This is a genomic window from Xanthomonas axonopodis pv. maculifoliigardeniae, assembly GCF_041519315.1.
Classification (GTDB): domain Bacteria; phylum Pseudomonadota; class Gammaproteobacteria; order Xanthomonadales; family Xanthomonadaceae; genus Xanthomonas; species Xanthomonas euvesicatoria.
In genome coordinates this window covers 890,874-913,570 of record NZ_CP167998.1, presented here as the reverse complement: position 1 = coordinate 913,570, position 22,697 = coordinate 890,874, and the positions used below count along the sequence as shown (strand labels likewise).

General features: G+C 64.8%; 18 protein-coding genes. 7 read left to right on the top strand and 11 right to left on the bottom strand.

The window, feature by feature from the left end:
• The first annotated feature begins 15 nt into the window (after positions 1-15).
• A complete protein-coding gene (gene ahcY / locus ACDH77_RS03935) occupies positions 16-1,458 on the top strand; it encodes an adenosylhomocysteinase (protein WP_031421135.1) in 1,443 nt (480 codons plus the stop codon).
• A 238-nt stretch (positions 1,459-1,696) separates the two neighbouring features.
• Here ahcY and ACDH77_RS03930 read toward each other — a convergent pair whose 3' ends face one another.
• The 5 genes from ACDH77_RS03930 to ACDH77_RS03910 all read right to left on the bottom strand — a co-directional run bounded on the left by ACDH77_RS03930 (position 1,697) and on the right by ACDH77_RS03910 (position 6,110).
• Positions 1,697-2,479 carry a class I SAM-dependent methyltransferase gene (locus tag ACDH77_RS03930; RefSeq protein WP_031421133.1) on the bottom strand — a complete coding sequence of 261 codons (783 nt, stop codon included), beginning with the start codon at positions 2,477-2,479 and terminating at the stop codon, positions 1,697-1,699.
• Positions 2,480-2,510: 31 nt separating this feature from the next.
• Positions 2,511-3,443: a sulfotransferase domain-containing protein gene (locus ACDH77_RS03925; RefSeq protein WP_029818694.1), complete on the bottom strand. Its 933-nt coding sequence runs from the start codon at positions 3,441-3,443 to the stop codon at positions 2,511-2,513.
• Between the two features lie 492 nt (positions 3,444-3,935).
• Entirely contained in the window at positions 3,936-4,622 is a 687-nt protein-coding gene (locus tag ACDH77_RS03920; protein WP_005910850.1) for a sulfotransferase family protein, read from the bottom strand.
• A 150-nt stretch (positions 4,623-4,772) separates the two neighbouring features.
• Positions 4,773-5,330: a DUF3228 family protein gene (locus tag ACDH77_RS03915; protein WP_008573525.1), complete on the bottom strand. Its 558-nt coding sequence runs from the start codon at positions 5,328-5,330 to the stop codon at positions 4,773-4,775.
• A 234-nt stretch (positions 5,331-5,564) separates the two neighbouring features.
• Positions 5,565-6,110: a DUF2058 domain-containing protein gene (locus tag ACDH77_RS03910; RefSeq protein ID WP_008573524.1), complete on the bottom strand. Its 546-nt coding sequence runs from the start codon at positions 6,108-6,110 to the stop codon at positions 5,565-5,567.
• A gap of 658 nt (positions 6,111-6,768) precedes the next feature.
• Here ACDH77_RS03910 and ACDH77_RS03905 point away from each other — a divergent pair.
• Positions 6,769-8,196, top strand: coding sequence for an alpha-amylase family protein (locus ACDH77_RS03905; protein ID WP_046932400.1), 1,428 nt, complete (start codon positions 6,769-6,771; stop codon positions 8,194-8,196).
• A 401-nt stretch (positions 8,197-8,597) separates the two neighbouring features.
• On the opposite strand, the gene ACDH77_RS03900 is transcribed toward ACDH77_RS03905, so the two are convergent.
• A complete protein-coding gene (locus ACDH77_RS03900) occupies positions 8,598-9,533 on the bottom strand; it encodes a Gfo/Idh/MocA family protein (protein ID WP_031421127.1) in 936 nt (311 codons plus the stop codon).
• A gap of 376 nt (positions 9,534-9,909) precedes the next feature.
• Between ACDH77_RS03900 and ACDH77_RS03895 the strand changes: the two genes are divergently transcribed.
• A complete protein-coding gene (locus ACDH77_RS03895) occupies positions 9,910-10,314 on the top strand; it encodes a VOC family protein (protein ID WP_031421125.1) in 405 nt (134 codons plus the stop codon).
• A 79-nt stretch (positions 10,315-10,393) separates the two neighbouring features.
• Here ACDH77_RS03895 and ACDH77_RS03890 read toward each other — a convergent pair whose 3' ends face one another.
• Positions 10,394-12,154 carry a S8 family serine peptidase gene (locus tag ACDH77_RS03890; protein WP_031421122.1) on the bottom strand — a complete coding sequence of 587 codons (1,761 nt, stop codon included), beginning with the start codon at positions 12,152-12,154 and terminating at the stop codon, positions 10,394-10,396.
• Between the two features lie 239 nt (positions 12,155-12,393).
• Positions 12,394-13,371, bottom strand: a complete 978-nt coding sequence (locus ACDH77_RS03885) for an NAD(P)H-quinone oxidoreductase (protein WP_031421120.1) — start codon at positions 13,369-13,371, stop codon at positions 12,394-12,396.
• A gap of 695 nt (positions 13,372-14,066) precedes the next feature.
• Here ACDH77_RS03885 and ACDH77_RS03880 point away from each other — a divergent pair.
• From ACDH77_RS03880 to ACDH77_RS03870, 3 genes are read left to right on the top strand one after another with little or no spacing between them, the layout of a single operon-like run.
• Entirely contained in the window at positions 14,067-15,449 is a 1,383-nt protein-coding gene (locus ACDH77_RS03880; protein ID WP_031421118.1) for a glycoside hydrolase family 2 TIM barrel-domain containing protein, read from the top strand.
• 39 nt (positions 15,450-15,488) lie between these two features.
• On the top strand, positions 15,489-16,316 hold the full coding sequence (metF, locus tag ACDH77_RS03875; RefSeq protein ID WP_008573251.1) for a methylenetetrahydrofolate reductase [NAD(P)H]: 828 nt from the start codon (positions 15,489-15,491) through the stop codon (positions 16,314-16,316).
• Positions 16,317-16,361: 45 nt separating this feature from the next.
• Positions 16,362-16,991, top strand: a complete 630-nt coding sequence (locus ACDH77_RS03870) for a hypothetical protein (RefSeq protein WP_031421117.1) — start codon at positions 16,362-16,364, stop codon at positions 16,989-16,991.
• Positions 16,992-17,102: 111 nt separating this feature from the next.
• Here the strand turns inward: ACDH77_RS03870 and ACDH77_RS03865 are convergent, their stop codons facing one another.
• The 3 genes from ACDH77_RS03865 to ACDH77_RS03855 form a co-directional block, all read right to left on the bottom strand.
• Positions 17,103-18,050: a Nudix family hydrolase gene (locus ACDH77_RS03865; RefSeq protein WP_008571815.1), complete on the bottom strand. Its 948-nt coding sequence runs from the start codon at positions 18,048-18,050 to the stop codon at positions 17,103-17,105.
• Between the two features lie 323 nt (positions 18,051-18,373).
• A complete protein-coding gene (gene secA, locus ACDH77_RS03860; RefSeq protein ID WP_014089396.1) occupies positions 18,374-21,112 on the bottom strand; it encodes a preprotein translocase subunit SecA in 2,739 nt (912 codons plus the stop codon).
• 156 nt (positions 21,113-21,268) lie between these two features.
• Entirely contained in the window at positions 21,269-22,210 is a 942-nt protein-coding gene (locus tag ACDH77_RS03855; RefSeq protein WP_218489143.1) for a M23 family metallopeptidase, read from the bottom strand.
• Here ACDH77_RS03855 and ACDH77_RS03850 point away from each other — a divergent pair, their 5' ends adjacent.
• On the top strand, positions 22,211-22,657 hold the full coding sequence (locus ACDH77_RS03850) for a DUF721 domain-containing protein (RefSeq protein ID WP_008571812.1): 447 nt from the start codon (positions 22,211-22,213) through the stop codon (positions 22,655-22,657).
• Positions 22,658-22,697: the final 40 nt, after the last annotated feature.

The window sequence follows — 22,697 nt, the reverse complement described above, 5'->3', positions numbered from 1 at the left end:
TACCGGAGCCATTGCATGAACGCTGTCACAAAGATCACCCCGCATACCGACTACAAGATTGCCGACATCTCCCTGGCCGATTGGGGCCGCAAGGAGCTGGACATCGCCGAGCACGAAATGCCGGGCCTGATGTCGATCCGCCGCAAGCATGCGCAGACCAAGCCGCTGAAGAACGTCCGCATCACCGGCTCGCTGCACATGACCATCCAGACCGCCGTGCTGATCGAAACGCTCAAGGACATCGGCGCCGATGTGCGCTGGGCCTCGTGCAACATCTTCTCCACCCAGGACCACGCCGCCGCTGCGATCGCCGCGACCGGCACCCCCGTGTTCGCCTGGAAGGGCGAGACGCTGGAAGAGTACTGGGACTGCACCCTGGACGCGCTGACCTTCACCCTGCCCGACGGCACCCTTACCGGCCCGGAGCTGGTGGTGGACGACGGCGGCGACGTCACCCTGCTGATCCACAAGGGCTATGAGCTCGAGAACGGCAGCACCTGGGTGGACGAGCCGGCCTCCTCGCACGAAGAGGGCGTCATCAAGGCGTTGCTCAAGCGCGTGGCCGTCGAGCGCCCGGGCTACTGGGGCCGCGTGGTCAAGGACTGGAAGGGCGTCTCCGAAGAGACCACCACCGGCGTGCACCGCCTGTATCAGATTGCCGAAGCCGGCAAGCTGCTGATCCCGGCCATCAACGTCAACGACTCGGTCACCAAGAGCAAGTTCGACAACCTCTACGGCTGCCGCGAGTCGCTGGCCGATGGCCTCAAGCGCGCGATGGACGTGATGCTGGCCGGCAAGGTTGCCGTGGTCTGCGGCTACGGCGATGTCGGCAAGGGCAGCGCCGCCTCGCTGCGCGCCTATGGCGCCCGCGTGATCGTCACCGAAATCGACCCGATCTGCGCATTGCAGGCGTCGATGGAAGGCTTCGAAGTCAACACCATCGAATCTACCCTGGGCCGTGCCGACATCTATGTCACCACCACCGGCAACAAGGACATCATCACCGTCGAGCACCTGCAGGCGATGAAGGACCAGGCCATCGTCTGCAACATCGGCCACTTCGACAACGAGATCCAGGTCGATGCGCTCAAGGCGCTGAAGGACGTGCAGAAGATCAACATCAAGCCGCAGGTGGACAAGTACGTGTTCCCCAATGGCAACGCGATCTTCCTGCTGGCCGATGGCCGCCTAGTGAACCTGGGCTGCGCCACCGGCCACCCGAGCTTCGTGATGTCCAACTCGTTCGCCAACCAGACCCTGGCTCAGATCGACCTGTGGGAAAAGCGCGACACCTACGAGAAGAAGGTCTACATCCTGCCCAAGCACCTGGATGAAGAAGTTGCGCGTCTGCACCTGGAAAAGATCGGCGTGAAGCTGACCACCCTCACCAAGGACCAGGCCGATTACCTCGGCGTGCCGGTGGAAGGCCCGTTCAAGCCGGATCATTACCGCTACTGAGACGTGGGCGCATGTTCGCCCATCCTCGACAGTGTCGATCAACGGGCGCCGCAAGGCGCCCGTTGTGCTTCAAGGCCATGATCGGCACGACGTCGAAGCTGAATCTGCGCACGCGTTGCACTACGCGTTGTCGCCTGCGCTGTGGTCGGCCGAACGTGACAGACCGCGCGGCGGCCAGGGCCACGACACGCCGACATTTGCTGCAGCCGCTATTGACCGATCTTCGCCGATGGCACTGTCAGCCGCGTGCGCTCGCCTCGTCCGTATCCATCGCAGCAGGCTCATACACGGAGATCTGGCTACGGCTGCGCGCAGTGTAGGGCTGCCCGCTCCAATCGCCCCATCTGGCCCGCAAGCGCAAGCCGGCGATCCGTGCCATCAGATCCAACTCGGAAGGCCAGAGGTAGCGATAGCGATCGTTGAAGACGCGGGTCGCCGACTCACCGATCATCACGATGCGCTGCTGGATCAGCTGCCGGGCCGGATCGGCGCTGGAGCACATCAGCATCACCGGCACCTCGCCCTCGTCCAGGGCCGGCGCCTCCAACGACCTCACTTTGCCGTCCGCCAGCAAGGTCTCCGCCTGCGGCACCATCGTCTGCAGGACGAACACGCCGGACGTTGCCAGGCGCTCGCGCACCGCGCGCAGGCAACGCAATTGGTCGTCCTGCGTCAACAGATAGCCGAGCGAATACACCGAATAGATCAGGTCGAACGGCCCGGCGACCGGGACATCGACAAAATCGGCGCAGACCAGGGTCAGTCGCTCTGCACCGGGCTTGGCACGCAGCATGTCCAACATGCCAGGCGAGTTGTCGATGCCGCAGACCGCCGCGCCGCCAGCCGCCAGCGGCAGCGCGATACGGCCGGTGCCGATCCCCAACTCCAGCGCCGTGCCACTGCCGACCAGTGCCGCCAATGCCTGCGCACACTGCGCTGCACTGGCAGCGGCCCAGTGGTCCCTCAGGCGATCGTAGTATTGCGACACCTGATCGTAGGCGTGCGCCGACGATGCATCCATGCCCCTCTCCGCGAAAGAGTCGCTGGCCACCCTAAGCAACCATCCCGGTCGTCGCATGCGCCGCCGACGCAACATCGCCGGTGGCGAGCCAATGCGCGCACTCGGTGCCAAGCTCGGCGACAACACGCTGGCGATAGGCCGCATCGACTGCCGGTGCCAGTCGGTCACGCCACCGCCCATTGAGACCTTGATTGAAGAAGGCTCGGCCGCCGTCGCGCCAGAAACCGGCGCCCTGTGGAACGTAGCGCGCCGCGTGCGCGCGCATGTAGTCCAGACTGCAGTGCGCCAGCACGCGCTCGCAGCACTGGGCATCCAGCGGGATATCCAGGAATGCGGCAATGCGCCGCACTTGCGCAGGCAGGTCATGCAGCAACGCGGCGTAATGCACCAGCAGCACGTTGTCGTAATCGCGCAGCGCCCACCAGGAACGCACGCCCTCCCAGAACGGCCACAGCGGCGCACCATCGGCGCGCATCCAGTTCTGGAAATAGTCCTCCACCGAGCACGTGGGCGGCGGCATGACCTTCAATTTACCGTTGCTGGAGGGCTCCGCATCCAGACGCGCCTGTGCATCCGCGCTGACTGCTCGCTGATGGTCGTACAGGCTCCAGACGATGTCGCGCGCATCGCGGCCGACGTAGAGATAGCGGGCGCGTTCGGATAGCACCAGCGCATCGGCGGGCAGATGGGTTTTCACGAAGCGGCGATGGCGTTGCTCGGCGAGCAGCCGCTGCTTGGTGGCCTTGTCCGGATACACCGAGTCGAACCAGGGCGACAGCCGCGAGACCTCGATCTCCTCGGCGCCGCCGAAGATCAGTTGCGCGACGATCTGCTGCACCCAGGTCGTCCCTGCCTTGGCATAGCTGGCGATGACGACATCGTCGTCGCGAAAGGCGAAGTCGTTCCAGACTGTCGAGTCGAAAAAGCGATTGGGATATTCGCGCTGCTTGGAGGGCATGCCCACATCGGCGTCCTGTCGGTTGTCATCGCATCGGGCTCATCGGATATGCACGCGTGAACACTTCGCAACCGCATGATCCGCATCCGCGCCTGGCTCCAAGTCCCGGCAAGACGGCATAACGTCTGCCGCACATCCGCACACTGTACTTGCAGCACATCGGTAACCTGCGGCAGCGCGCATCGCCGTCGCCGACGATGCGCGTGCATGCGGGCCATCCGGCAAAGCCTGCCCTGGCATTGCAGTCACTGCGTGTAGATATACGCCACCTTGCGCGGACCAAACATTTTTAGAATCTTCGAAAACACGAGTGACAGCATGGCTTTGGCAGTTTTCATCACGCGCACCTCTTCTGGAAGTTTCAGAAATGGCGAACTCTGACATTCGCCTTATTCAGGCTAGCAATAGTCATATGGCCAATCAACATTATGGTTGGTACTTTATTTTTAAAATCAAATTATCGGGCATGTGTCGCAGAATAAGCCACGCAATGTGCGTTTATCCGAACAGATCTTCGCGCAGGTACTCCAGATATTCGCGCACATGTCGCTCGCGTGCGGCAACGTCGTCCGGCAGACGCAAGCCGCGCGTAAACCAACGCAGCCGCGGCCGTGCGTGCAAGTGTGGGTAAGGCTTGTGCGGCAGCGGTACGCCGAGGAAGCTGCATAGTGGCGCCCAGCCTTGCCGAGCCGAAAATACCAGCAGCCGTTCGGCTGGCACCGTATCGATCACCGCCTGATTCCAGCGATTGAAGTAGTCGACCATGAAGGCGCGGTCCTGACTGCGCCCGCCCATCTGCTGCTTCAAGAACGTACTGAATGTTTCGCCTTCGGGGCCGACGAAGGTGCTCTTTCTGCCCGGCATCAGGATGGTCTGGGTCACCGACTCGAACCAGCTGTCGGGATCGCGCACCGTCAGGACGACCTTGGCCTGCGGATATACCTCAATCAATTGCCGCCAGTAATAGCAACCAGGATGGTCGGTGCTCGAACGGTAGCCGGCGAAGATGGTCGACCAGTCTGCGGCACCGCGCTCGGCGGCATTCCACAGCGGCAGTGCCGTACGCATGTTCGCGGCGACCTCCGTGGCGTGATAACACGGTCCAAATCCCAAATGTTCCAGCGCGAACTTCAGCGACAGCGTCCCGGTTCGGCCTAGGCCAGCACCAAGCACTTCTAACGACATGGCGATTCTCCGATCCGTTACACGCAGGGCGGCAACCTAGCACGCAGCCGTGGCGTACGTCCCGGCATTGGCAGTCAGGATGGATGTGGCAACTACACGCGCCATGCGCGATTTAAGTGGCGGACAAGAACGCGGATCGCAACGACGCGCTCACCCGCGCCAATTGGCATTGCGCTCCCAGAACGCCACGCTACGCCGATACGCCTCGCGGTCCAGCGGCGTGCCCGAGCCGCCCTCTTCCACGCCCAGCGCATTGCGCAACATGGTGATCGGTGCCATCGGAATCTCGTCCGGCTCTGCGGTGTACAGACAACCCACCACACCCCAGTCTGCCTCGATGGGCGTGCCTTCTTTGGCCAACTGCTTACGGCTGTAGAGGATGGGCAGCAGATAGGCGGCCACCGGTGGCTCGACACCTTCGAACCACCGCACCAGCACGGCCAATTCCTGCGTGCTGCGTGCCTCGTAGCCGGAACGCAGCAGGTGCCGGTTGTCTTCGGTAATGGGAATGGTGAGGCAGCGGGTCGAGGTCCAGTTGCGGTGCACATGCAATTGGCAAAACGGCGCATAGCCCTCGATCACGCGTAGCGGCGCCTCGTCGTTGAGCCGCTGGATGAACTGCTCCGGCGTGCAGTCCTGGATGGCATTGCGACGCCCATCGCGCGGAAACAAGCGGGTGCGGGCGAACTGGGTCAGGACGATCGACATGAGTGGGGTATGCGGCGACAAAGAGCGCCAGGGTAGCGCGCAGGCGTTCGCACGACTACGTTGATCAGCATCAGCCGACCGCGCGGCGATCGGACTGACCCGAGTGCCTGGCCTGGTTCCCGACAGTCACCGAACATGCACCGACAGCATGCAGGTACGCAGCATGCAGCGATGGCGCGCCTGCGGCGGAGCGGGAACCGTCCGGCAATCACCCAACGCGGCCGTTCGCCGGCGCTACCAGATCAAATCGTCCGGCACCTTGAACTGGCTGTAGTACTCGTCATCGCTGTCGGCGGCAGCCGGCGCGCTGTTGCGTCCGTGGTCCAGCACCACCGCATTGGCATCGCGGCTGTAAACCTTGTCGGCGGCCGCGCGCGGAATCAGCTCGAAACCATCACCGTACCGCACGATCACCAGCGCGCCGCTGGCCAACTGGCTGCGCAGCGTCGTGTTGACCAGCACGCTGCGGATCACGCTGCCGTCGTTGAAGCGGTAGTCGATCTCGCCTTCGCGCTTGACCTTGTTGGTCTCCACGATCTGCCGTACCTGCGCGAGCACTTCCTGCTGGCGCACCTGCACGTTGCGCTCTTGGGCCAGCGCACGATCGCGCTCGGCACGCTCGGCCTGCAGGCGCGCCGCATCGATCTTGTCCGTCGCCGCCGGCTGCACCGCCGCGCCCTTGGCATGGCGCTGTTTGACCTGTTCGCGCGCAACCTTGTCCACCTGGGCTTTTTTCACCAGGCCGGCCTTGAGCAGCTGTTCTTGCAATGGATTGCGCATCGGGAGGCCGGGCAGTGGACTGGCGACTAGTTTAACGCGGCCAGCACCGGCCCATCGTCGTGGCCGGGCCGAGCCGTTGGGATCGCCTGCAATCCAGATTGCAGCCATGCCGCTGCCAGGCGCAGCCAGCCGCAGGTTCGGGCTTATCGCCGCTGCGGCGGGCGATCGCTGCTCGGCGCGATGCGGATGCGGCATGCAAGCCGCAAATCGGCACCTTGGCCTTGCCGCACGAGGGCAGCGCAGCGTGCAACGATGACGTGCACACTGCCGGCGGCGAACAGCGAAGCAGCTGATCTGTGTCACCCGCGACGGTCCAGCGAGATTGCAACGGCTGCGTTGCACGCGCCGCATGCTAACGATGAGCATTGCCTATCGCCAAGCCTTGATGTGACAAGGCAAGTGCAGGCGAGATCGCAACGGCCGCGTGGTTCCCTGATTTTTGCGACCAATCGCGCCGTTGGCGCCCAACCCCGCGCCCAGATTGCTGGCCCGCTGCAGTGAATACGTATGCACAACCCCCATGCTGCGCCGCGATGCGCGCTTAGCATCACCGCGCGCTGCACGCCGTGCGCGCGCTTTCCGGAACAGGGGCCGGAAGCCTTGATGCGGGCATCGCGCACTGCGCGTCGGCCTGCGCTTACCACTGGAGATCGATCCGATGCGCAACACGCCTGCTCATGCCCCACCTTCCCTGATACAACGCGGTGCACGTCTCTTACTGACCGCGTTGGTCCTGCTGCTGACCACCGCCAACGCGCAGGCCGATGTCATCCTGCATGCCTTCAACTGGCCGTATGCCACCGTCGAAGCGCGCGCCAAGCAGATTGCCGATGCCGGCTATCGCAAGGTGTTGGTCGCCCCCGCGTACCGCTCCGAAGGAAGCGCGTGGTGGGCGCGCTATCAGCCCCAGGACATTCGCCTGATCGACAACCCGCTCGGCGACACCGCTGCATTCAAGAAGATGGTCCAGGCGCTGGCCAACAACGGCGTGGAAACCTATGCCGACATCGTGTTCAACCACATGGCCAACGAAGCGGCCACGCGTTCGGATCTCAACTACCCGGGCAGCGCGGTGCTGTCGCAGTACGCTGCAAACCCCGGCCGTTACGATTCGCTGCGTCTGTTCGGCACGCTGCAGTCAAACTTCCTCAGCGCCAGCGATTTCGGCCCGGCGCAATGCATCAGCAACTACAACGACGCCTACCAGGTGCGTAATTACCGCATTTGCGGCGGCGGCAGCGATCCAGGCCTGCCGGATCTCGTGGGCAACGACTGGGTGGTGCAGCAACAGCGCGCCTATCTGCAAGCGCTCAAGAGCATTGGCGTGACCGGCTTCCGGGTGGATGCGGCCAAGCACATGACCTTCGACCATCTCAATCGCGTCTTCGATGCCGGCATCCGCTCGGGTGTGTATGTCTTCGGTGAAGTGATTACCGGCGGCGGTACTGGCAATGGCGATTACGACCAGTTCCTGGCGCCGTATCTGCAATCCACGCCGCATGCAGCCTACGACTTTCCGTTGTTCAATGCGGTGCGCAATGCGTTCGCCATCGGCGCCAGCATGCAGCAGCTGGTGGACCCCGCCGCGTCCGGACAGGCATTGCCGGGCAATCGCGCCGTGACCTTTGCAGTGACCCACGACATTCCCAACAACGCCGGCTTCCGCTACGCAATTCTCGACCCGGTGGATGAGACGCTGGCCTACGCATACCTGATCGGTCGCAACGGCGGCATGCCGATGATCTATACCGACAACAACGAAAGCGGCGACAACCGCTGGGTCAACGCCTATCTCCGCGACGACCTGCGCCGCATGATCGGCTTCCATAACGGCGTGCAGGGCACCGACATGCAGGTCTTGTCGTCCAGCTCCTGCCACATCCTGTTCCGTCGCGGCAGCCTGGGCATCGTGGGCATCAACAAGTGCGGCAACCCGGTCACCACCACGGTGGGAATGAACAACAGCGTGTTGTACTGGAATGCCGACTACGTGGACGCGTTGGGCTCGGGCAACGTGGTGCGCATTTCCAGCAGCTCGTACACCTTTACCCTGCCGGCGCGCGGGGCGCGCATGTGGCGCCGCTGAGCAGCCACCACAGCATGGCGGTGGCACTACGTTGCAGTGCTCCCATCGTTTGAAATGGTGACTGCGACGTTGGCGTGCGACGTTGCACGCCAACGCCGCAGGGCGATCAAGGCGAAGCCCCCGACGCAGCCGGCGTATGGGGGCTTCGTTGTCTTTACGTGCTGGCGCCGATCGACTGCACCAGGATGCCGCGGGGTGCAGTACAGGCCTACTCGCGTCGATGGACCGCCAATACGCCTTGCAGTCGGCCCGTTTCCTGCGCACCGCGCACCGCGGTGGGCGGACGACGCTGGCAGCGGCGCACGATTGTGTGCCCCGAACCCGCTTCCATCGATCGCAGTCGGCCGCAGGACCGCTGGCATTGACCAGCGGTGTTCACCATTGGCGAGCGGCAGAACGACTTACCAGGCGAACGCTGCGGTGACATGGCGCGCGCCGAGCATGAACGCATCTGCCACGTGCACGAACGGTGCAATATCCACTTCCGATTGGCCCGCGCGCACCAGCTGCACGAAGCGCCCGTACAAGCCGTCGTATTCGCTGGACGCTGGCAGCGCCTTAAGTTGCCCATCGATGCTCAACTTGGCCCCGCCTTCGCTGAGCATGAGCAGGCCCGCGGTGGTTTCCACTTCGATGTCCCAGCGCTGGTGGCCGGTCTGCAGGAAATCGAATTCGGCCGTTACCGGGAGTCCTGCGGTGTCGACGAATGCGAGCCTGGCATACAGCGGCGCCTGGCGGTTTTCCGGGGTATGCAGCTCGGCGTCGCGCAGCGCCAAGCTGCGCGGCAGCAGATGGGTCACGATGGAGAGCGCATTGATGCCGGGGTCGAACACCCCCATGCCGCCAGGTTCCAGAATCCAGTCCTGGCCCGGATGCCAGTGGCGAATGTCTTCCTTCCAGGTGATGTGCGCGCGCACGAGTTGCTTGTCGGCCAACCATGCACGGGCAGGCTCGACACCGGCTGCGCAACGCGAATGCCAGCTGGTGAACAGGCTACGTTGCGCACGCCGCGCCACGTCCTGCAGGTCATGAATTTCGGCGAGCGTGGCAGCCGGCGGCTTCTCCAGAAACACATGGCGGCCGGCCATCAACGCGGCCTGCGCCAAAGCGTGCCGTCCGACCGGTGGCGTGCACAAGGCCACCGCTTCGATCTGCGGCTGGGCGGCAAATGCGTCTTCCAGGGTGTGATAGGCAGGCACACCGTCGACCGTGCCATGCCGGCTCACGGTGGCCACCAGCTGCACATCGTCGCGCGCGGCGATGGTCGGCACGTGCTGGTCGCGGGCGATCTTGCCGATCCCGACAAGGGCGATACGCAATGCGTCTGGATGCTTCATCGAAACCTTCGTGCTGGTAGGGGTGGCCACCGATGCGAACGCCTGCACGCACACTGCCTGGCCAATGCTGCAGCGGCGCGATGCGGAGAGCGCACGCGACGGCGCAGTGTACGGTCAGCGTGCAGCCCACTGCGAGACATCTCTCCTGCTTGTTTTGCTATACCTGTATGCCAGCCGCTGCCTACCGGGCCTGCTCAGTTGCGCCACGAAGACAATGCGCGACGGCTGCAGATGGTGTCGGCGCGGCGGTTGGAATTGGCGGTGCTCGACCACACGCCACTAGCCTCTTTTGCAGCATGCGATTGACGCCGGCGCGCGTGCAGACAAGTATCGCTGCCGGCACGCCGATGTGCCGTCGCCATCGAAGGCTGCACCGATGTTGCATCACGTTTCGCTGGGCGTTCGTACGATCGAGATATCCGCCGAATTTTTCGACGCAACGCTGGGTGCGCCTGGCTATGTGCGGGTGTGGTCCGATCTGGAGCCAGGCACGCTCGACCAGGCGGTCGGCGATGGCAGGCCCGGTGGCGACGATTGCCTGGCGTTGAAACAACGCCAGGCAACGCAATGTGCCCCGGGGGTCGGAATCCATCTGGCATTTGCCGCCACCGACGCGTCCGCCGTGGACGCGTTTCACCGAGCCGCGCTACGGCACGGCGGTCACTGCAATGGCGCACCCGGCTTGCGACCGGATTATGGCGATGACTATTACACCGCGTTCGTCATCGACCCGGACGGCCACCACATCGAAGCGGTGGTCGACTGTACGCCGCCACGGTAACCAGCACCGCCGCTACGCAACGTTGGAATATCGGTGGGTTAATGCGCAGCGACAGCGAGCTCGCCATGCGCAGTGAAGGTCATGGCGCTGCCTGCGTCAGGAAACGGTCGAAGTCGCCGATGTTCATGCTGCCCCAACCCGACGCGAAGTCCCAACCGTAGCTCGCGTTGTATCCATCGCGATACAGGCCATTGCTGCCGACCACCACGTCATGGGCGCGCTGCGCATCGTGACGCTGGCTCGCGTACTGATAGATCTGCGGCGCGACGAAGCCCAGAGTGGGATGCGACTGCAACAGCCGGGCGATATAGCCGGCGAAGGTCGGGGTGGCGGCACTGGTCCCCCACACATACCAGGCAGCCTCGTTCCCTTGCGCATCGGTGCCGCGGATCTGCGCACTGCTGTAGAACGAGCCATTGAAGCTGACGTCGGGCACAGCGCGGTAGCCGGAGGCCGTCTGCCCCGGCAGCAGGGTGCGCTGCCACTGCGGCGCATAGGCAATCTTGCTGAGGCCGCCCTGGCTGAGGTGGCGGCCGACACCGGCATTCCAGACGCGCTCGGAGGCGTAGCTGCCGGGGTTGCCGCCCTGGGTCAGCAACTCGGTGGCGCCCACCGCAATCGCGTAGCGGTGCGAAGCCGGCCAACCGACCTGGCGCAGGTCCGGGCGCCCCGCCAGCGTGTCGTAATAAGGCGCGTTGGCGCGTGCGCTCAGCGGCAGGTAGACGCCGTCGTCGCCGCTGCAGATCAGGAAGTTCTGCCCCTGACGCACCGCCTTGGTCAGGCTGGCGTCCATGGCCTGGAAGACCGCGTCGTTGACCTGGATTTCCTGCCCATAGATCGACATGCTGACCACGCGGGCCAGGTTGTCGTCGGCCGCGCGCGCCATGCCATCGATCATGCTCTTCCAGGAAAAGTCCGGGATGTTGTAGATGATCAGGCGCTTCAACCCGCCGGCGCTGCCGACCAGCAACTGGGTATCCATGTCCCACTCGACTTCCGAATCCTTGCTGGCGGCATCGGACTGGTAACCCGGCGCGCTAGGGTCGCCCACGGTCACCACCGTGACCGGGGTGTGCAGGCCGTGCAGGTCCTGGAAGCTCTGCAGCCGCGCGAGGGTATTTTCCAGATTGCCGGCGGCAATGACCGCACCGACGATATCGCTGGCCGGTGCCAGCGTATCGGCGCCGTACGCGCTATTGAGCTCTTCGATGCTGTGGCGCACGACTTCTGCGCCGCCGCCGCTGTTGGCGGCCGTCACGGCGCTGCTGTTCAACAACGATGTGCGCGCGGCGCTCAGCGGCGCCCCGTGCGGGGTGACCTTGGCGCCGGCCGTGCCGTCCAGGCCAACCACACCTTGCACAACCGCCTGCAAGCCGGCCGGCACTGCGACCGTGCCCTGAGCAGCGGCAACGCCGAGGCGGCCATCGGCACTCACTGCCCGCAGCGGGGTGCCAAGGGCAGCCTGCAATGCCGCCGCTGTCGCGCGAACCTGCAGCAGGCGGCCATCGACGGCCGGGCGTACATCGGTGATGCCATACCGGCTCAGATAGGCCTTGACCTGTGCGATATCGCGGGTGGAAGCAGCCGATGCGCGTGCCAGTTGGCCGCGCAACACCGGATCGCCGCCATCGCGGGTCAACCACTGCTCCACCGCCGCTTGTTGCTGACGCATGGTCACCTGCGGCTTGAGCACCAACCCCACCTGCAGGATGCGTTGCGGCGCCAGCGCGCCACCGACGGCGAGTTGCGCAGGTGCCTGTTCGGCTGCCTGCGCGACACCGGTCATACCCAGTGCGACGGCGCAAGCCAGGACGGCCTGAGAGAAAGAGCGCGTCATCATTCGTGTGCCGCCATTGATCGTGAGTTAACAGGCTGCGGATTCTCACGAGGCGGCAGTGGTTTCAGGCGCAACAGTGCGAACTCTGTGTGCGTAAAACGATGCGGCCGCGAACTGACACGCGAACCTCGTGCCGAGGTAGCTGTGCAATTGCGCGGTGGCGCGGCCGGCGCTTGTCGATCGCCGGGCGCACGGCGCCTGCAGCCGCTGGCGCCGAGCTGGTTGAGGCCAGTGGCTACGTGCTACATCTCCAGCACCACCTTGCCCAGGTGACTGCCCTGCTCCAGGTAACGATGCGCCGCAGCCGCTTCGCTCAGCGGGAAGCACTTGTCGAGCAGTACGCGCAGCTTGCCCTGCTCGATCCATGGCCACACCACCCGCTCCACTTCGGCGGCCAGCCGGGCTTTTTCGTCTGCATTGCGCGGGCGTAGCGTCGAGCCGGTAATGACCGCCTGCTTGCGCATCAGCACCGGAATCGGCACCTCGATGGTGGCGCCGGCCTGCGAGGCGATGTAGACGATGCGTCCGCGCGGGTTGAGCGCTTCCAGGGTGTCGGCGAAGACCGCAGCGCCCACCATGTCGAGCGCAACATCCACGCCGCCGTGCGCCTTGGCCACCTCGACAAACGACGCAGTGGTGGAATCGATCGCCACATCGGCGCCCAACTCGCGCGCCTGTGCCGCCTTGCTGGCCGAGCGCGCGGTGGCCAGCACGTGCGCGCCCGCCGCCTTGGCCATCTGGATCGCCGTAACGCCGATGCCCGAGGTCGCACCATGCAACAGCAGCCATTGGCCCGCCGCGAGCCGACCGTGTTCGAACAGATTGGCGTAGGCAGTGAAGATGGTTTCCGGCAACGCCGCCGCGTGCACCAGATCCATGCCGGCGGGGATCGGCAGGACGTGACGCGCATCGACGGCGGCGTATTGCGCGTAACCGCCGCCACCCAGCAGTGCGCACACGCGCTCGCCCCCCTTCCAGCGACCAGCCGGCTCGACGATTTCGCCGGCGATTTCCAGCCCCAGCGTTTCCGGCGCGCCAGGTGGCGGCGGGTAGTGCCCGGTGCGTTGCAGCAGATCGGGGCGATTGATGCCGGCAGCATGCACGCGGATCAGCACCTGCCCCGGCGCAGGACGCGGGCGCGGTTGCTCGGTGGCGTACAGCGCGTCGGCGTCGCCCTTGCCGTCGCGGATGGCGATGGCGGTCATCGTGGTATCGCTCATGAAAGCGCTCCATGGAAAGTGCGCCCAGTGTAGGCGTGCAGACGTCAACGCCTGGCGCAGATGCACCCCACGGTTTCCAGCAGGCATTGCCACGGCAGCGGCAAGCCAGCGATGGTGGGTCGTCGACAACGTCGTGGTGCTCCGTCGTGTTCAGAGACCGTGCGCACTGGACAAGCGGTCATCGTCGACAGCATCGCAAGGATCAACGCGCACAATCGGGCGGCTGCAGTCAGGCCATGCACTCGCAATGCAGATGCCGTCCACCCTGTCTTCGTCGAATCGACAGCCGCCAACACCACATCGCACGCAGTGGTTGGCCGGGTTCGACGACAGGCCTGAGACGGGGTAACCGCCATGCGGCAACATCGCTCAGCAGCGTGGCGCCATCCACCCTGGATTGCTCGGCCAATGCAGGCACACGGTCGTCGACGCTGTGCGCCAACGCGCCCCCGAGCCGGCGCCAAACCCACCGCCTCTTGTTGCATGTCGCATTGCGACTAAATGAAGCGAAATGCTTGCGCTCGCCGAATGCGCCGCAGGTTTAAGCACGCAAGCGCGCGATGGCAGCACAGAAACCCCCAGAACCGGATGCGATTGCCCGCAAGCAACCCCAACCAGGCAGATGCTGCGCGGCCGCCCGCACCTCGGTGTCCAAGCCTATGCTGGTGTCTTGTTAACCACCAGGAGTCGCCGCCATGCAACTGCCATGGAACGCGCGCGTCATCGCCCTTTGCGTGTTTGCACTGTCCGCGAGCACGCAGGTCAGCGCGGCGCAGGTGCGCATTGCGCAGGAAGCAGACGGCTACCGCTTATTGGTGGATGGCGCTCCCTTCGTGATCAAGGGTGCCGGCCTGGGCAATGGCAGCACGGAAACGCTGGCCGCACGCGGCGGCAATGCATTGCGCACCTGGCGCGTGGATCCAGACCCGCAACGCCAGCGCGCCCTGCTCGATCGCGCACAACGCAACGGCCTGAAAGTGGCGGTCGGCATCGAGCTCGGCAACCAGCGACATGGCTTCGATTACGACGATGCAGCGGCCGTAAAACAGCAACTGCAGCGCGTCCTCGCGCAGGTACGGCAATCGGCGGCGCATCCGGCGGTGCTGATGTGGGTGGTCGGTAACGAACTCAATCTGGATTACACCAATCCCAAGGTCTGGAACGCGGTCGGCGAGATCGCCGAGGCGATCCATGCCATCGACCCGGATCATCCGGTCACCACCACGCTGGCCGGTTTCGACAAGCAGCTGATCGACCAACTCAAGACGCGCGCGCCGGCATTGGACCTGATCGCCGTGCAGCTTTACGGCGATATCGCAGCGCTGCCGCAGAAGCTGCACGAGAGCGGGTGGCGCGGTCCTTACGTGGTCACCGAGTGGGGCCCCACCGGGCATTGGGAATCGCCGACCACTCGCTGGGGCGCACCGATCGAAGACGACAGCACGCGCAAGGCGCTATTGCTGGAACAGCGCTACCGCAGCGACATCGCCAGCGATACCCGACAGGGGCTGGGCTCGTTCGTGTTCCTGTGGGGCGACAAGCAGGAGCGCACGCCCACCTGGTATGGCTTGTTCCTGCCTTCGGGCGAGGCCACGCCCAGCGTGGACACATTGCAATTGCTGTGGACCGGCCAATGGCCAGACACCAGGGCGCCAACGGTAGCGGCGCTCACGCTGGCTGGCCAACGCGCCACCGACAGCGTGAGCCTTCGCCCGGGCCAGGCCGTGACCGCACGCATTCGTGCCAGCGGCGCATCCGTACTGCGCTACGACTGGCACGTGCGCAGCGAAAGCACCGCGCGCAGCATCGGGGGCGACCCCGAGACGTTGCCACCGCTGGTCGATGCCGCCATTGCGCCGAACCGCATGCCCGGTGGTCGCAACGGCGCACGCGCTACGGGCGAGCAGGTGCGTTTGGTCGCACCACCGCCGGGCAATTACCGCTTGTTTGTGGAAGTGCGCGATGACGCCGGCCGCGCCGGCTATGCCAACCTGCCATTCCGCGTGCTGCCGCCCTCACCGGCCCTGCGACAGTGCGCATCGGAACCGTCGCAATCTGATATGCATTCATCGCGATGAAGCGATATTATCGCCAGACGATCCGCCGGAACCGCCGCGATGACGCATCTCAGTTTCGAGTTCTACCCGCCCAAGACCGATGATCAGCGCGCGCAACTGGACCGCACTGCAGCCAGGTTGAAGGGCTACGCGCCGGAGTACGTGTCGTGCACCTTCGGCGCCGGCGGCTCCACGCTCAGCTACACCTCCGAAACGGTACGCCACCTCAAGCAGAAGCATGGCTTCGAAGCGGCGCCGCACCTGTCCTGCGTCGGCGGCAGCCGGCAGGAAATCCGCGAGCTGCTCAAGCTGTATCGCGCCATCGGCTGCACCCGCATCGTTGCGCTGCGTGGCGACCTGCCGTCGGGCATGGGCCATCCGGGCGACCTGCGTTACGCCTCGGACCTGATCGCCTTCATCCGCGCCGAGCACGGCGCCGCGTTCCGGATCGAAGTCGGCGCCTATCCGGAAACCCATCCGCAGGCGGCCGACGCGCTCAGCGACCTGCGCTATTTCAAGGCCAAGGTCGATGCCGGCGCCGATGCGGCCATTACCCAGTATTTCTACAACGCCGATGCCTACTTTCATTTCCGCGACGCAGTGCAGCGGATGGGCGTGGAGATACCGATCATTCCCGGCATCATGCCGATCTCCAATTTCTCGCAGCTGCGGCGGTTTTCCGAGCAATGCGGCGCAGAGATTCCACGCTGGATCGGCAAGAAGATGCAGTCCTACGGCGACGACGCCGACGCAGTGCGCGCCTTCGGCGCAGAGGTCGTGGCCGCCTTGTGCCAGCGCCTGATCGCAGGTGGCGCGCCGGCATTGCATTTCTACACCCTCAATCTGGCCAAGCCGACCACGCAGGTGTTGCAGCTGCTCGGACGCTGAGCACCTGCTTCGCATTCCAGTCGTCGCCCTCGCACACCCGCGCGCATGTATGTCGCCAGCTCACGCTTACCCGGCTACGCTGCGCCGATGCATCGCCTTCTGCCCCTGTTGTTCTTGCTCTGCGCCTGTCCCGCCGCGCGCGTGCAGGCGCAGGAAATCCATCGCTGCGTCGCGCCGGACGGGCAAACCCTGTTCACCGACCGGCGCTGCGAAGACGTCGGCGCGGCCAGCCGCGCACTGCCTGCCATCCGCCCGCAGGGCAATACCGGCCTGTATCGCTACGGCTGCCCGCGGCGGCTGAGCGAACTGGTGTCGTTGCTGCAATTGGCGGTGGACAGCCGCGACGTCAACCGCCTGTCCAGCCTGTACCTGTGGAGCGGTCAATCCGATGCCGCCGCCAATCAGGTGCTGAGCCGGCTGGAAGCCATCGTGCAGCGCCCGTTGCTGGATATCGTGCCGATGTATCCGCAAAGCGACACCCCCACCTGGGACGCCGACACCACCGCGCCCACATCGTCGCTGGATGGCAGCGCCATCGACGCGCCACTGCCTACCCCGCCCAGCCGCCCGCGCCCCTGGGGACTGCGGCTGGAACAGAACCTCGCCAGCGGCACGCCGGCGCGCAGCGTGCTGCGGCTACGCAGGCAATACAACTGCTTCTGGGTGACGTTCTAGCAGCGTATGCGTGGCATCCGGCGGCGCGGGATCACCGCAGGACCGCTGCACGCCGCAACAGGGATCGAAGGCATTGCGCTGGCGGTTCGGCCGTCAGACGCTGCGGTGCGCTCATTGCGGCCAGAGCGCGCGGATCGCCGCGATACCCTGCGCACCATGCGAGCGCGCCTGACGCACATCTTCGCCCTGCATGCCGCCGAGCGCGTAGATCGGCAGCCAGACCTGTTCGCGCAAGGTCTCGAAACCGTCCCAGCCGATCGGTGTGGCGCCCGGATGCGACGCGGTCGCCTGCACCGGGCCCAGCACCGCAAAGTCGCAGCCGATCCGTTGGGCGTGGCGCAGGTCGTCCAAGCCATGGCACGACGCAGCCACGAGTCGGTCTGCAGGCAGCGGGCGTTCCTGCAGACCGGCCAGCTGCTCCGATCCCAGGTGCACGCCAATACCCAGATCCGCAGCCAGCGCGATATCGCGATTGAGCAAAAGTTGCGCACGCGCGCGACCACGCAGGCGCATCACCTGCTGCAACAACGCCTGCCAACGCGCCGGCGCAAGCTGCCGCGCACGCAGCTGGATCCGGGTGATCCCGTTGTGCAATGCGAGCTCCAGGCCCTCCAGCCAGCGCGCCTCGTCCTCCGGCTCGGGCGTGATCAGGTAACGGTCGGGCTGCCGTAGCGCGCCCACCACCGGCACGTCGGCCGGCGGCATCGAATAGCGGGCCAGCTTGTCTGCCGCCACCCAGGTCATGGCCTGGCCTTCGCGGCCGCGCGGGCTGCCTTTCCAGCTCGTGATATGACGTACTTCCAGGCGCAGCCGCTTGTCCGGATAGAGCTGCGGCACTTCCATCACCCAATCGCCCACCTGCGCCTCAATGCCGAGCTCTTCGTTGAGCTCGCGCACCAACGCTTGTTCGGAGGTCTCGCCAGGCTCGCGCTTGCCGCCCGGAAATTCCCACAGGCCAGGCATGTCGCGCGTTTCGGTGCGGCGGGTCAGCAGGATGCGCCCGCGGGGGTCGGTGATCACGCCGGCAACGACGTGAATGGATCGAAGAGAATCAGGCATGGCGGCAAGAGTGCCGCGAGTGAGCGGTACAGCGCAATGAGGCCGGGATCGGAGATTCGGGATTTGCTAACGCAGGCGTTGCACAGGCGTTGCCAATCCCCAATCCCAAATCTCCGCCTCAGAGCAGCAGATCAACGCCGCACTTACCGCTTAACCTCGTAGCTCGCAAAGCATCGCGATAGTTCCGAAAGCAAAGCCCCCCTTGGTAGGGAGGGCGCGCCGAAGGCGCAGGGGGTCGGAAGCAGCACCATGAGCCCGCTATCGGCAACGCGGATAGCGGGTGAGCAGCCCGCAAAGCGGGCTGCTCCACGGTCAACTCAGCATCAGCTGAGTTGACCGTGGCAATGCTTGTACTTCTTGCCGCTGCCGCACGGGCATGGGTCGTTGCGGCCCACCTTGGGTTCGTCGCGGGTGACCTGCGACACCGGCACAGGCGCGTTGCCGCCCTGCATCTGCTCCACTTCCTCCTCGGCGCCGTAGCCACCCACATCCTGGTGCTGGAATTGCGAGGCCATCAAGCGCGCCTGCGCCTGGAGACGTTCCTGCTCTTCCAGTTCGGCCACTTCTTCTTCGCTGCGAATGCGTACGCGCGCCAGCAGATTGATCACCTCGCGCTTGACGTTCTCCAGCATCTCGGAGAACAGCTCGAAGGCTTCCTTCTTGTATTCCTGCTTGGGCTGCTTCTGCGCGTAACCGCGCAGGTAGATGCCCTGGCGCAGGTAATCCATCTTGGCCAGATGCTCCTTCCAGCCCTGGTCGAGCACGGTCAGCATCACGTGCTTTTCAAGCGCGCGCATGGTGTCCGCGCCGATCGCAGCTTCCTTCTCGGCGAAGTGCGCATCCACCGCTGTCTGCACTTTGGCGGCGATCTGCTCGGCGTCGATTTCTTCCTGCGCACGCACCATGTCGGTCAGCGACAAGGTCATGCCCAGCTCCGACTCCAGCGTGGCTTCCAGGCCCTTCAGATCCCACTGTTCGTCGACCGAATTGGGCGGCACGAAGCGTGCGACCAGGTCGTAGATCACATCGCCGCGAATTCCGTCGACGTTGTCCTTGACCGACTCGGCGTCCAGCAATTCATCGCGCTGGGCGTAGATCACCTTGCGCTGATCGTTGTTGACGTCGTCGAAATCCAGCAGGTTCTTGCGAATGTCGAAGTTGTGCGCTTCCACCTTGCGTTGCGCCTTTTCGATCTGCCGGCTGACCAGGCGGTCTTCGATGACGTCGTCTTCCTTCATGCCCATCATGCGCATCGCCTTCTGGACCCAGTCCGAGGCGAAGATGCGCATCAGGTTGTCTTCCAGCGACAGATAGAAGCGCGACGAACCCGGGTCGCCCTGACGACCGGCACGGCCACGCAGCTGGTTGTCGATACGCCGCGACTCGTGGCGTTCGGTACCGATGATGTGCAGGCCGCCGGCCGCCTTGACCGCGTCATGACGACGCTGCCATTCGGTCTTGATCTTGAAGCGCGCATCTTCGCTGGCGTCTTCGCCGAGGGCGTGATACTCCGATTCCAACGAGCCGCCCAGCACGATATCGGTACCGCGACCGGCCATATTGGTGGCGATGGTCACCGCGCCCGGCTGGCCGGCGTTGGCCACGATGGTCGCTTCGCGCTCGTGCTGCTTGGCGTTGAGCACTTCGTGCTTGACCCCGGCCTTGCGCAGGTGCTCGGACAGCATCTCCGAGGTCTCGATCGAGGTGGTTCCCACCAGCACCGGCTGGCCGCGCTTGGCGCAATCTTCGATGTCGGCCAGCACCGCGTTGAACTTGCCCTTGCGGTTGAGGAACACCTGGTCCGGATGGTCCTTGCGCACGGTCGGGCGGTTGGTCGGAATCACCACCACTTCCAGGCCGTAGATGCTCTGGAATTCGTAGGCTTCGGTATCGGCCGTACCGGTCATGCCGGACAGCTTCTTGTACATGCGGAACAGGTTCTGGAAGGTGATGCTGGCCAGGGTCTGGTTCTCGCGCTGGACCGGCACGCCTTCCTTCGCTTCGACCGCCTGGTGCAGGCCATCCGACCAGCGACGCCCGGACAGCGTGCGGCCGGTGAATTCGTCCACGATCACCACTTCGCCATCGCGCACGATGTAATCCACATCGCGCTGATAGATGGCATGCGCGCGCAGCGCCGCGTTGAGGTGATGCACAACGCTCAGGTTCTGCGCGGCATACAGCCCGTCTTCGGCGTTTTCCAGGATGCCGGCCTGCAACAGCAACTCTTCGGCGTGGCCCATGCCCGCCTCGGACAGATGCACCTGCTTGCCCTTTTCGTCGATCCAGAAATCGCCTTCGCCTTCTTCGCTTTCCTGCCTGGTCAGCTGCGGCACGATGCGATTGACGCGGATGTACAGCTCCGGCGATTCGTCGGCCGGGCCTGAGATGATCAGCGGGGTGCGCGCTTCGTCGATCAGGATCGAGTCGACTTCGTCGACGATCGCGTAATGCAGGTTGCGCTGGTAACGGTCTGCGCGCGACAGCGCCATGTTGTCGCGCAGGTAATCGAAGCCGAATTCGTTGTTGGTGCCGTAGGTGATGTCGGCGCCGTAGGCCTCGCGCTTGTCGCTGTGCGGCATGCCCGGGTACACCACGCCCACGCTCAGGCCCAGCCAGTTGTACAGCTTGCCCATCTGCGCGGCGTCGCGGCGCGCCAGGTAGTCGTTGACCGTGACCACGTGCACGCCCTCGCCCTGCAGCGCATTGAGGTACACCGGCAGCGTGGCCACCAGGGTCTTGCCTTCGCCGGTGCGCATCTCGGCGATCTTGCCCAGGTGCAACACCATGCCGCCGATCAGCTGCACGTCGTAATGGCGCATGCCCAGCACGCGTCGGCTGGCCTCGCGGCATACCGCGAAGGCTTCGGGAAGAATCTTGTCCAGGGACTGCCCGGCGGCAAGCCGCTGCTTGAACTCCGGAGTCTTGGCTTGCAGCTCGGCGTCGGAGAGCTTCTCGATCGTCGGCTCCAGCGCATTGATCTGGGTGACGAGGCGGTTGAGCTGGCGCAGCTGGCGTTCGTTACGACTGCCAAAGACACGGGTAAGCAGACTGTTGATCATTGAAGAAACCGGTTGAAAAGGAACGGTTTGACCGACGCCGGTCCCCACAGACCCGACCGCCGTAAACGAAACAGGGCGCACTGCGCCCTGTCGATGGCAACACCCTATTGTAGCTTGGGGCGGGCCTTCACGAATCAAGCGCGGCCCGCGCCCCCGTCAACCGCGCCCCTGACGTCCCACCGGCGTGGCTTCGCCCAGGAATTTGCGCGGATTGACCACGCGCCCATCCGCCCAGACCTCGAAATGCACGTGCGCACCGGTGGAGCGGCCGCTGGAACCGGCACGCGCGACCTGCTGGCCGGCGCGCACCAGATCGCCCACCTTCACCACCAGGCGCGAGTTGTGCGCGTAGCGGGTCACATAGCCATTGCCGTGATCCACTTCGACCACGTTGCCGTAACCACCGCGTACGCCGGCGTAGCTGACCACGCCATCGGCCACCGACAGCACCGGGTCGCCCACGTTGGCATGGAAGTCCACGCCCTTGTGGAAGGCCGAACCACCGTCGAACGGATCGGCGCGGCCGCCGAAACCGGAGGTGATGTAGGTGTTGCGGATCGGCATCCGCGAGGGCACCGAATTCTGCTCCAGCTGATGATCGAACATCAGCGAGGCCAGTACGTTCAATTGCTGGCCGGAGGCGGAGAACTGCTGCTCCACTTGCCCGAGCGTCTCCTTGAGGTCTTTCACCGGCATGTCGCTGACCGGCTCATCGCCGCCACCGACGCCGACCGGCTCGTCGAAGTCGAACTCGCCGTCCTTCAACTTGCCCATTTCGGTCAGGCGCTCGCCCAACGCGTTGAGGCGGGTGGCCTGCGCCTGCAGCTCGCCCAGCCGGGCGGCCAGTGCGTTGACCTGCGCCTGCGAGGCGCGCTGCGCCTGGGCCAGCTCGGCCTGCTGCTGCGCAACCTTGGCCTGCAGCGCCAAATTGGTCACCATGCCGGTGGCGGTGCTGGCACCGACGCCGATCAACATGCCCAGGCCCAATACCGCGCCAAGCACCACCATCGGTCGATCCGCTGCAAAGTCCTGGAACTGTCGGGCCACACGCTGCGCCCGGGTCTGCCGCGATTTGATTACAACTTTTTTCAACGCCATATGAGTGTCATGTCCAAGCCCAAGTCCAACGCACGCAACCCTTCCACTCCACAACCGGCCATCGAGGCCGCGCTGGGGGAAAAGGCTGGCGACCCCTTGCGCCGAGCCTTGTGGCTCGATGCGCTGGACCGGCAGTTGCGCCCCCTGTTGCCACCTCATCTGGCGACCCGTTGCCGGTTGGCCAATGTCCGAGGCGAACAGCTCGTTTTTCTGGTGGATTCGCCGGTCTGGCATGCCAAGGTGCGGCTTGCCGAAACCCAAATCCTGGATGCCGCCCGATCCGTCGGACTGAAGGCCACCGCGGTGACCGTCAAGACCGCAACCGTGCCGCTGCATTCCCCAACGCAGCAGAACCGCGACCGTCCCAAACCTGTTTCCGAGGCGACGCACAAAGGCTTGCGCGACGCGTTGGCTTCCCTGCAGGACGTGTTGCCGACCAAACGGTGAAGCCATGCCGCCCATCCGGAGCGGCCGCCAGTGCGTGAAA

Bases quoted from the DNA above. Each gene is read 5' to 3' on its own strand.
- ACDH77_RS03885 (WP_031421120.1), bottom strand. From the start codon at position 13,371: ATGAGCGATACCACGATGACCGCCATCGCCATCCGCGACGGCAAGGGC.
- ACDH77_RS03865 (WP_008571815.1), bottom strand. From the start codon at position 18,050: ATGCCTGATTCTCTTCGATCCATTCACGTCGTTGCCGGCGTGATCACC.
- ACDH77_RS03910 (WP_008573524.1), bottom strand. From the start codon at position 6,110: ATGCGCAATCCATTGCAAGAACAGCTGCTCAAGGCCGGCCTGGTGAAA.
- ACDH77_RS03920 (WP_005910850.1), bottom strand. From the start codon at position 4,622: ATGTCGTTAGAAGTGCTTGGTGCTGGCCTAGGCCGAACCGGGACGCTG.
- secA (WP_014089396.1), bottom strand. From the start codon at position 21,112: ATGATCAACAGTCTGCTTACCCGTGTCTTTGGCAGTCGTAACGAACGC.
- ACDH77_RS03905 (WP_046932400.1), top strand. From the start codon at position 6,769: ATGCGCAACACGCCTGCTCATGCCCCACCTTCCCTGATACAACGCGGT.
- ACDH77_RS03850 (WP_008571812.1), top strand. From the start codon at position 22,211: ATGAGTGTCATGTCCAAGCCCAAGTCCAACGCACGCAACCCTTCCACT.
- ACDH77_RS03890 (WP_031421122.1), bottom strand. From the start codon at position 12,154: ATGATGACGCGCTCTTTCTCTCAGGCCGTCCTGGCTTGCGCCGTCGCA.
- ahcY (WP_031421135.1), top strand. From the start codon at position 16: ATGAACGCTGTCACAAAGATCACCCCGCATACCGACTACAAGATTGCC.
- ACDH77_RS03855 (WP_218489143.1), bottom strand. From the start codon at position 22,210: ATGGCGTTGAAAAAAGTTGTAATCAAATCGCGGCAGACCCGGGCGCAG.
- ACDH77_RS03880 (WP_031421118.1), top strand. From the start codon at position 14,067: ATGCAACTGCCATGGAACGCGCGCGTCATCGCCCTTTGCGTGTTTGCA.
- ACDH77_RS03930 (WP_031421133.1), bottom strand. From the start codon at position 2,479: ATGGATGCATCGTCGGCGCACGCCTACGATCAGGTGTCGCAATACTAC.
- ACDH77_RS03870 (WP_031421117.1), top strand. From the start codon at position 16,362: ATGTATGTCGCCAGCTCACGCTTACCCGGCTACGCTGCGCCGATGCAT.
- ACDH77_RS03900 (WP_031421127.1), bottom strand. From the start codon at position 9,533: ATGAAGCATCCAGACGCATTGCGTATCGCCCTTGTCGGGATCGGCAAG.
- ACDH77_RS03915 (WP_008573525.1), bottom strand. From the start codon at position 5,330: ATGTCGATCGTCCTGACCCAGTTCGCCCGCACCCGCTTGTTTCCGCGC.
- ACDH77_RS03895 (WP_031421125.1), top strand. From the start codon at position 9,910: ATGTTGCATCACGTTTCGCTGGGCGTTCGTACGATCGAGATATCCGCC.
- metF (WP_008573251.1), top strand. From the start codon at position 15,489: ATGACGCATCTCAGTTTCGAGTTCTACCCGCCCAAGACCGATGATCAG.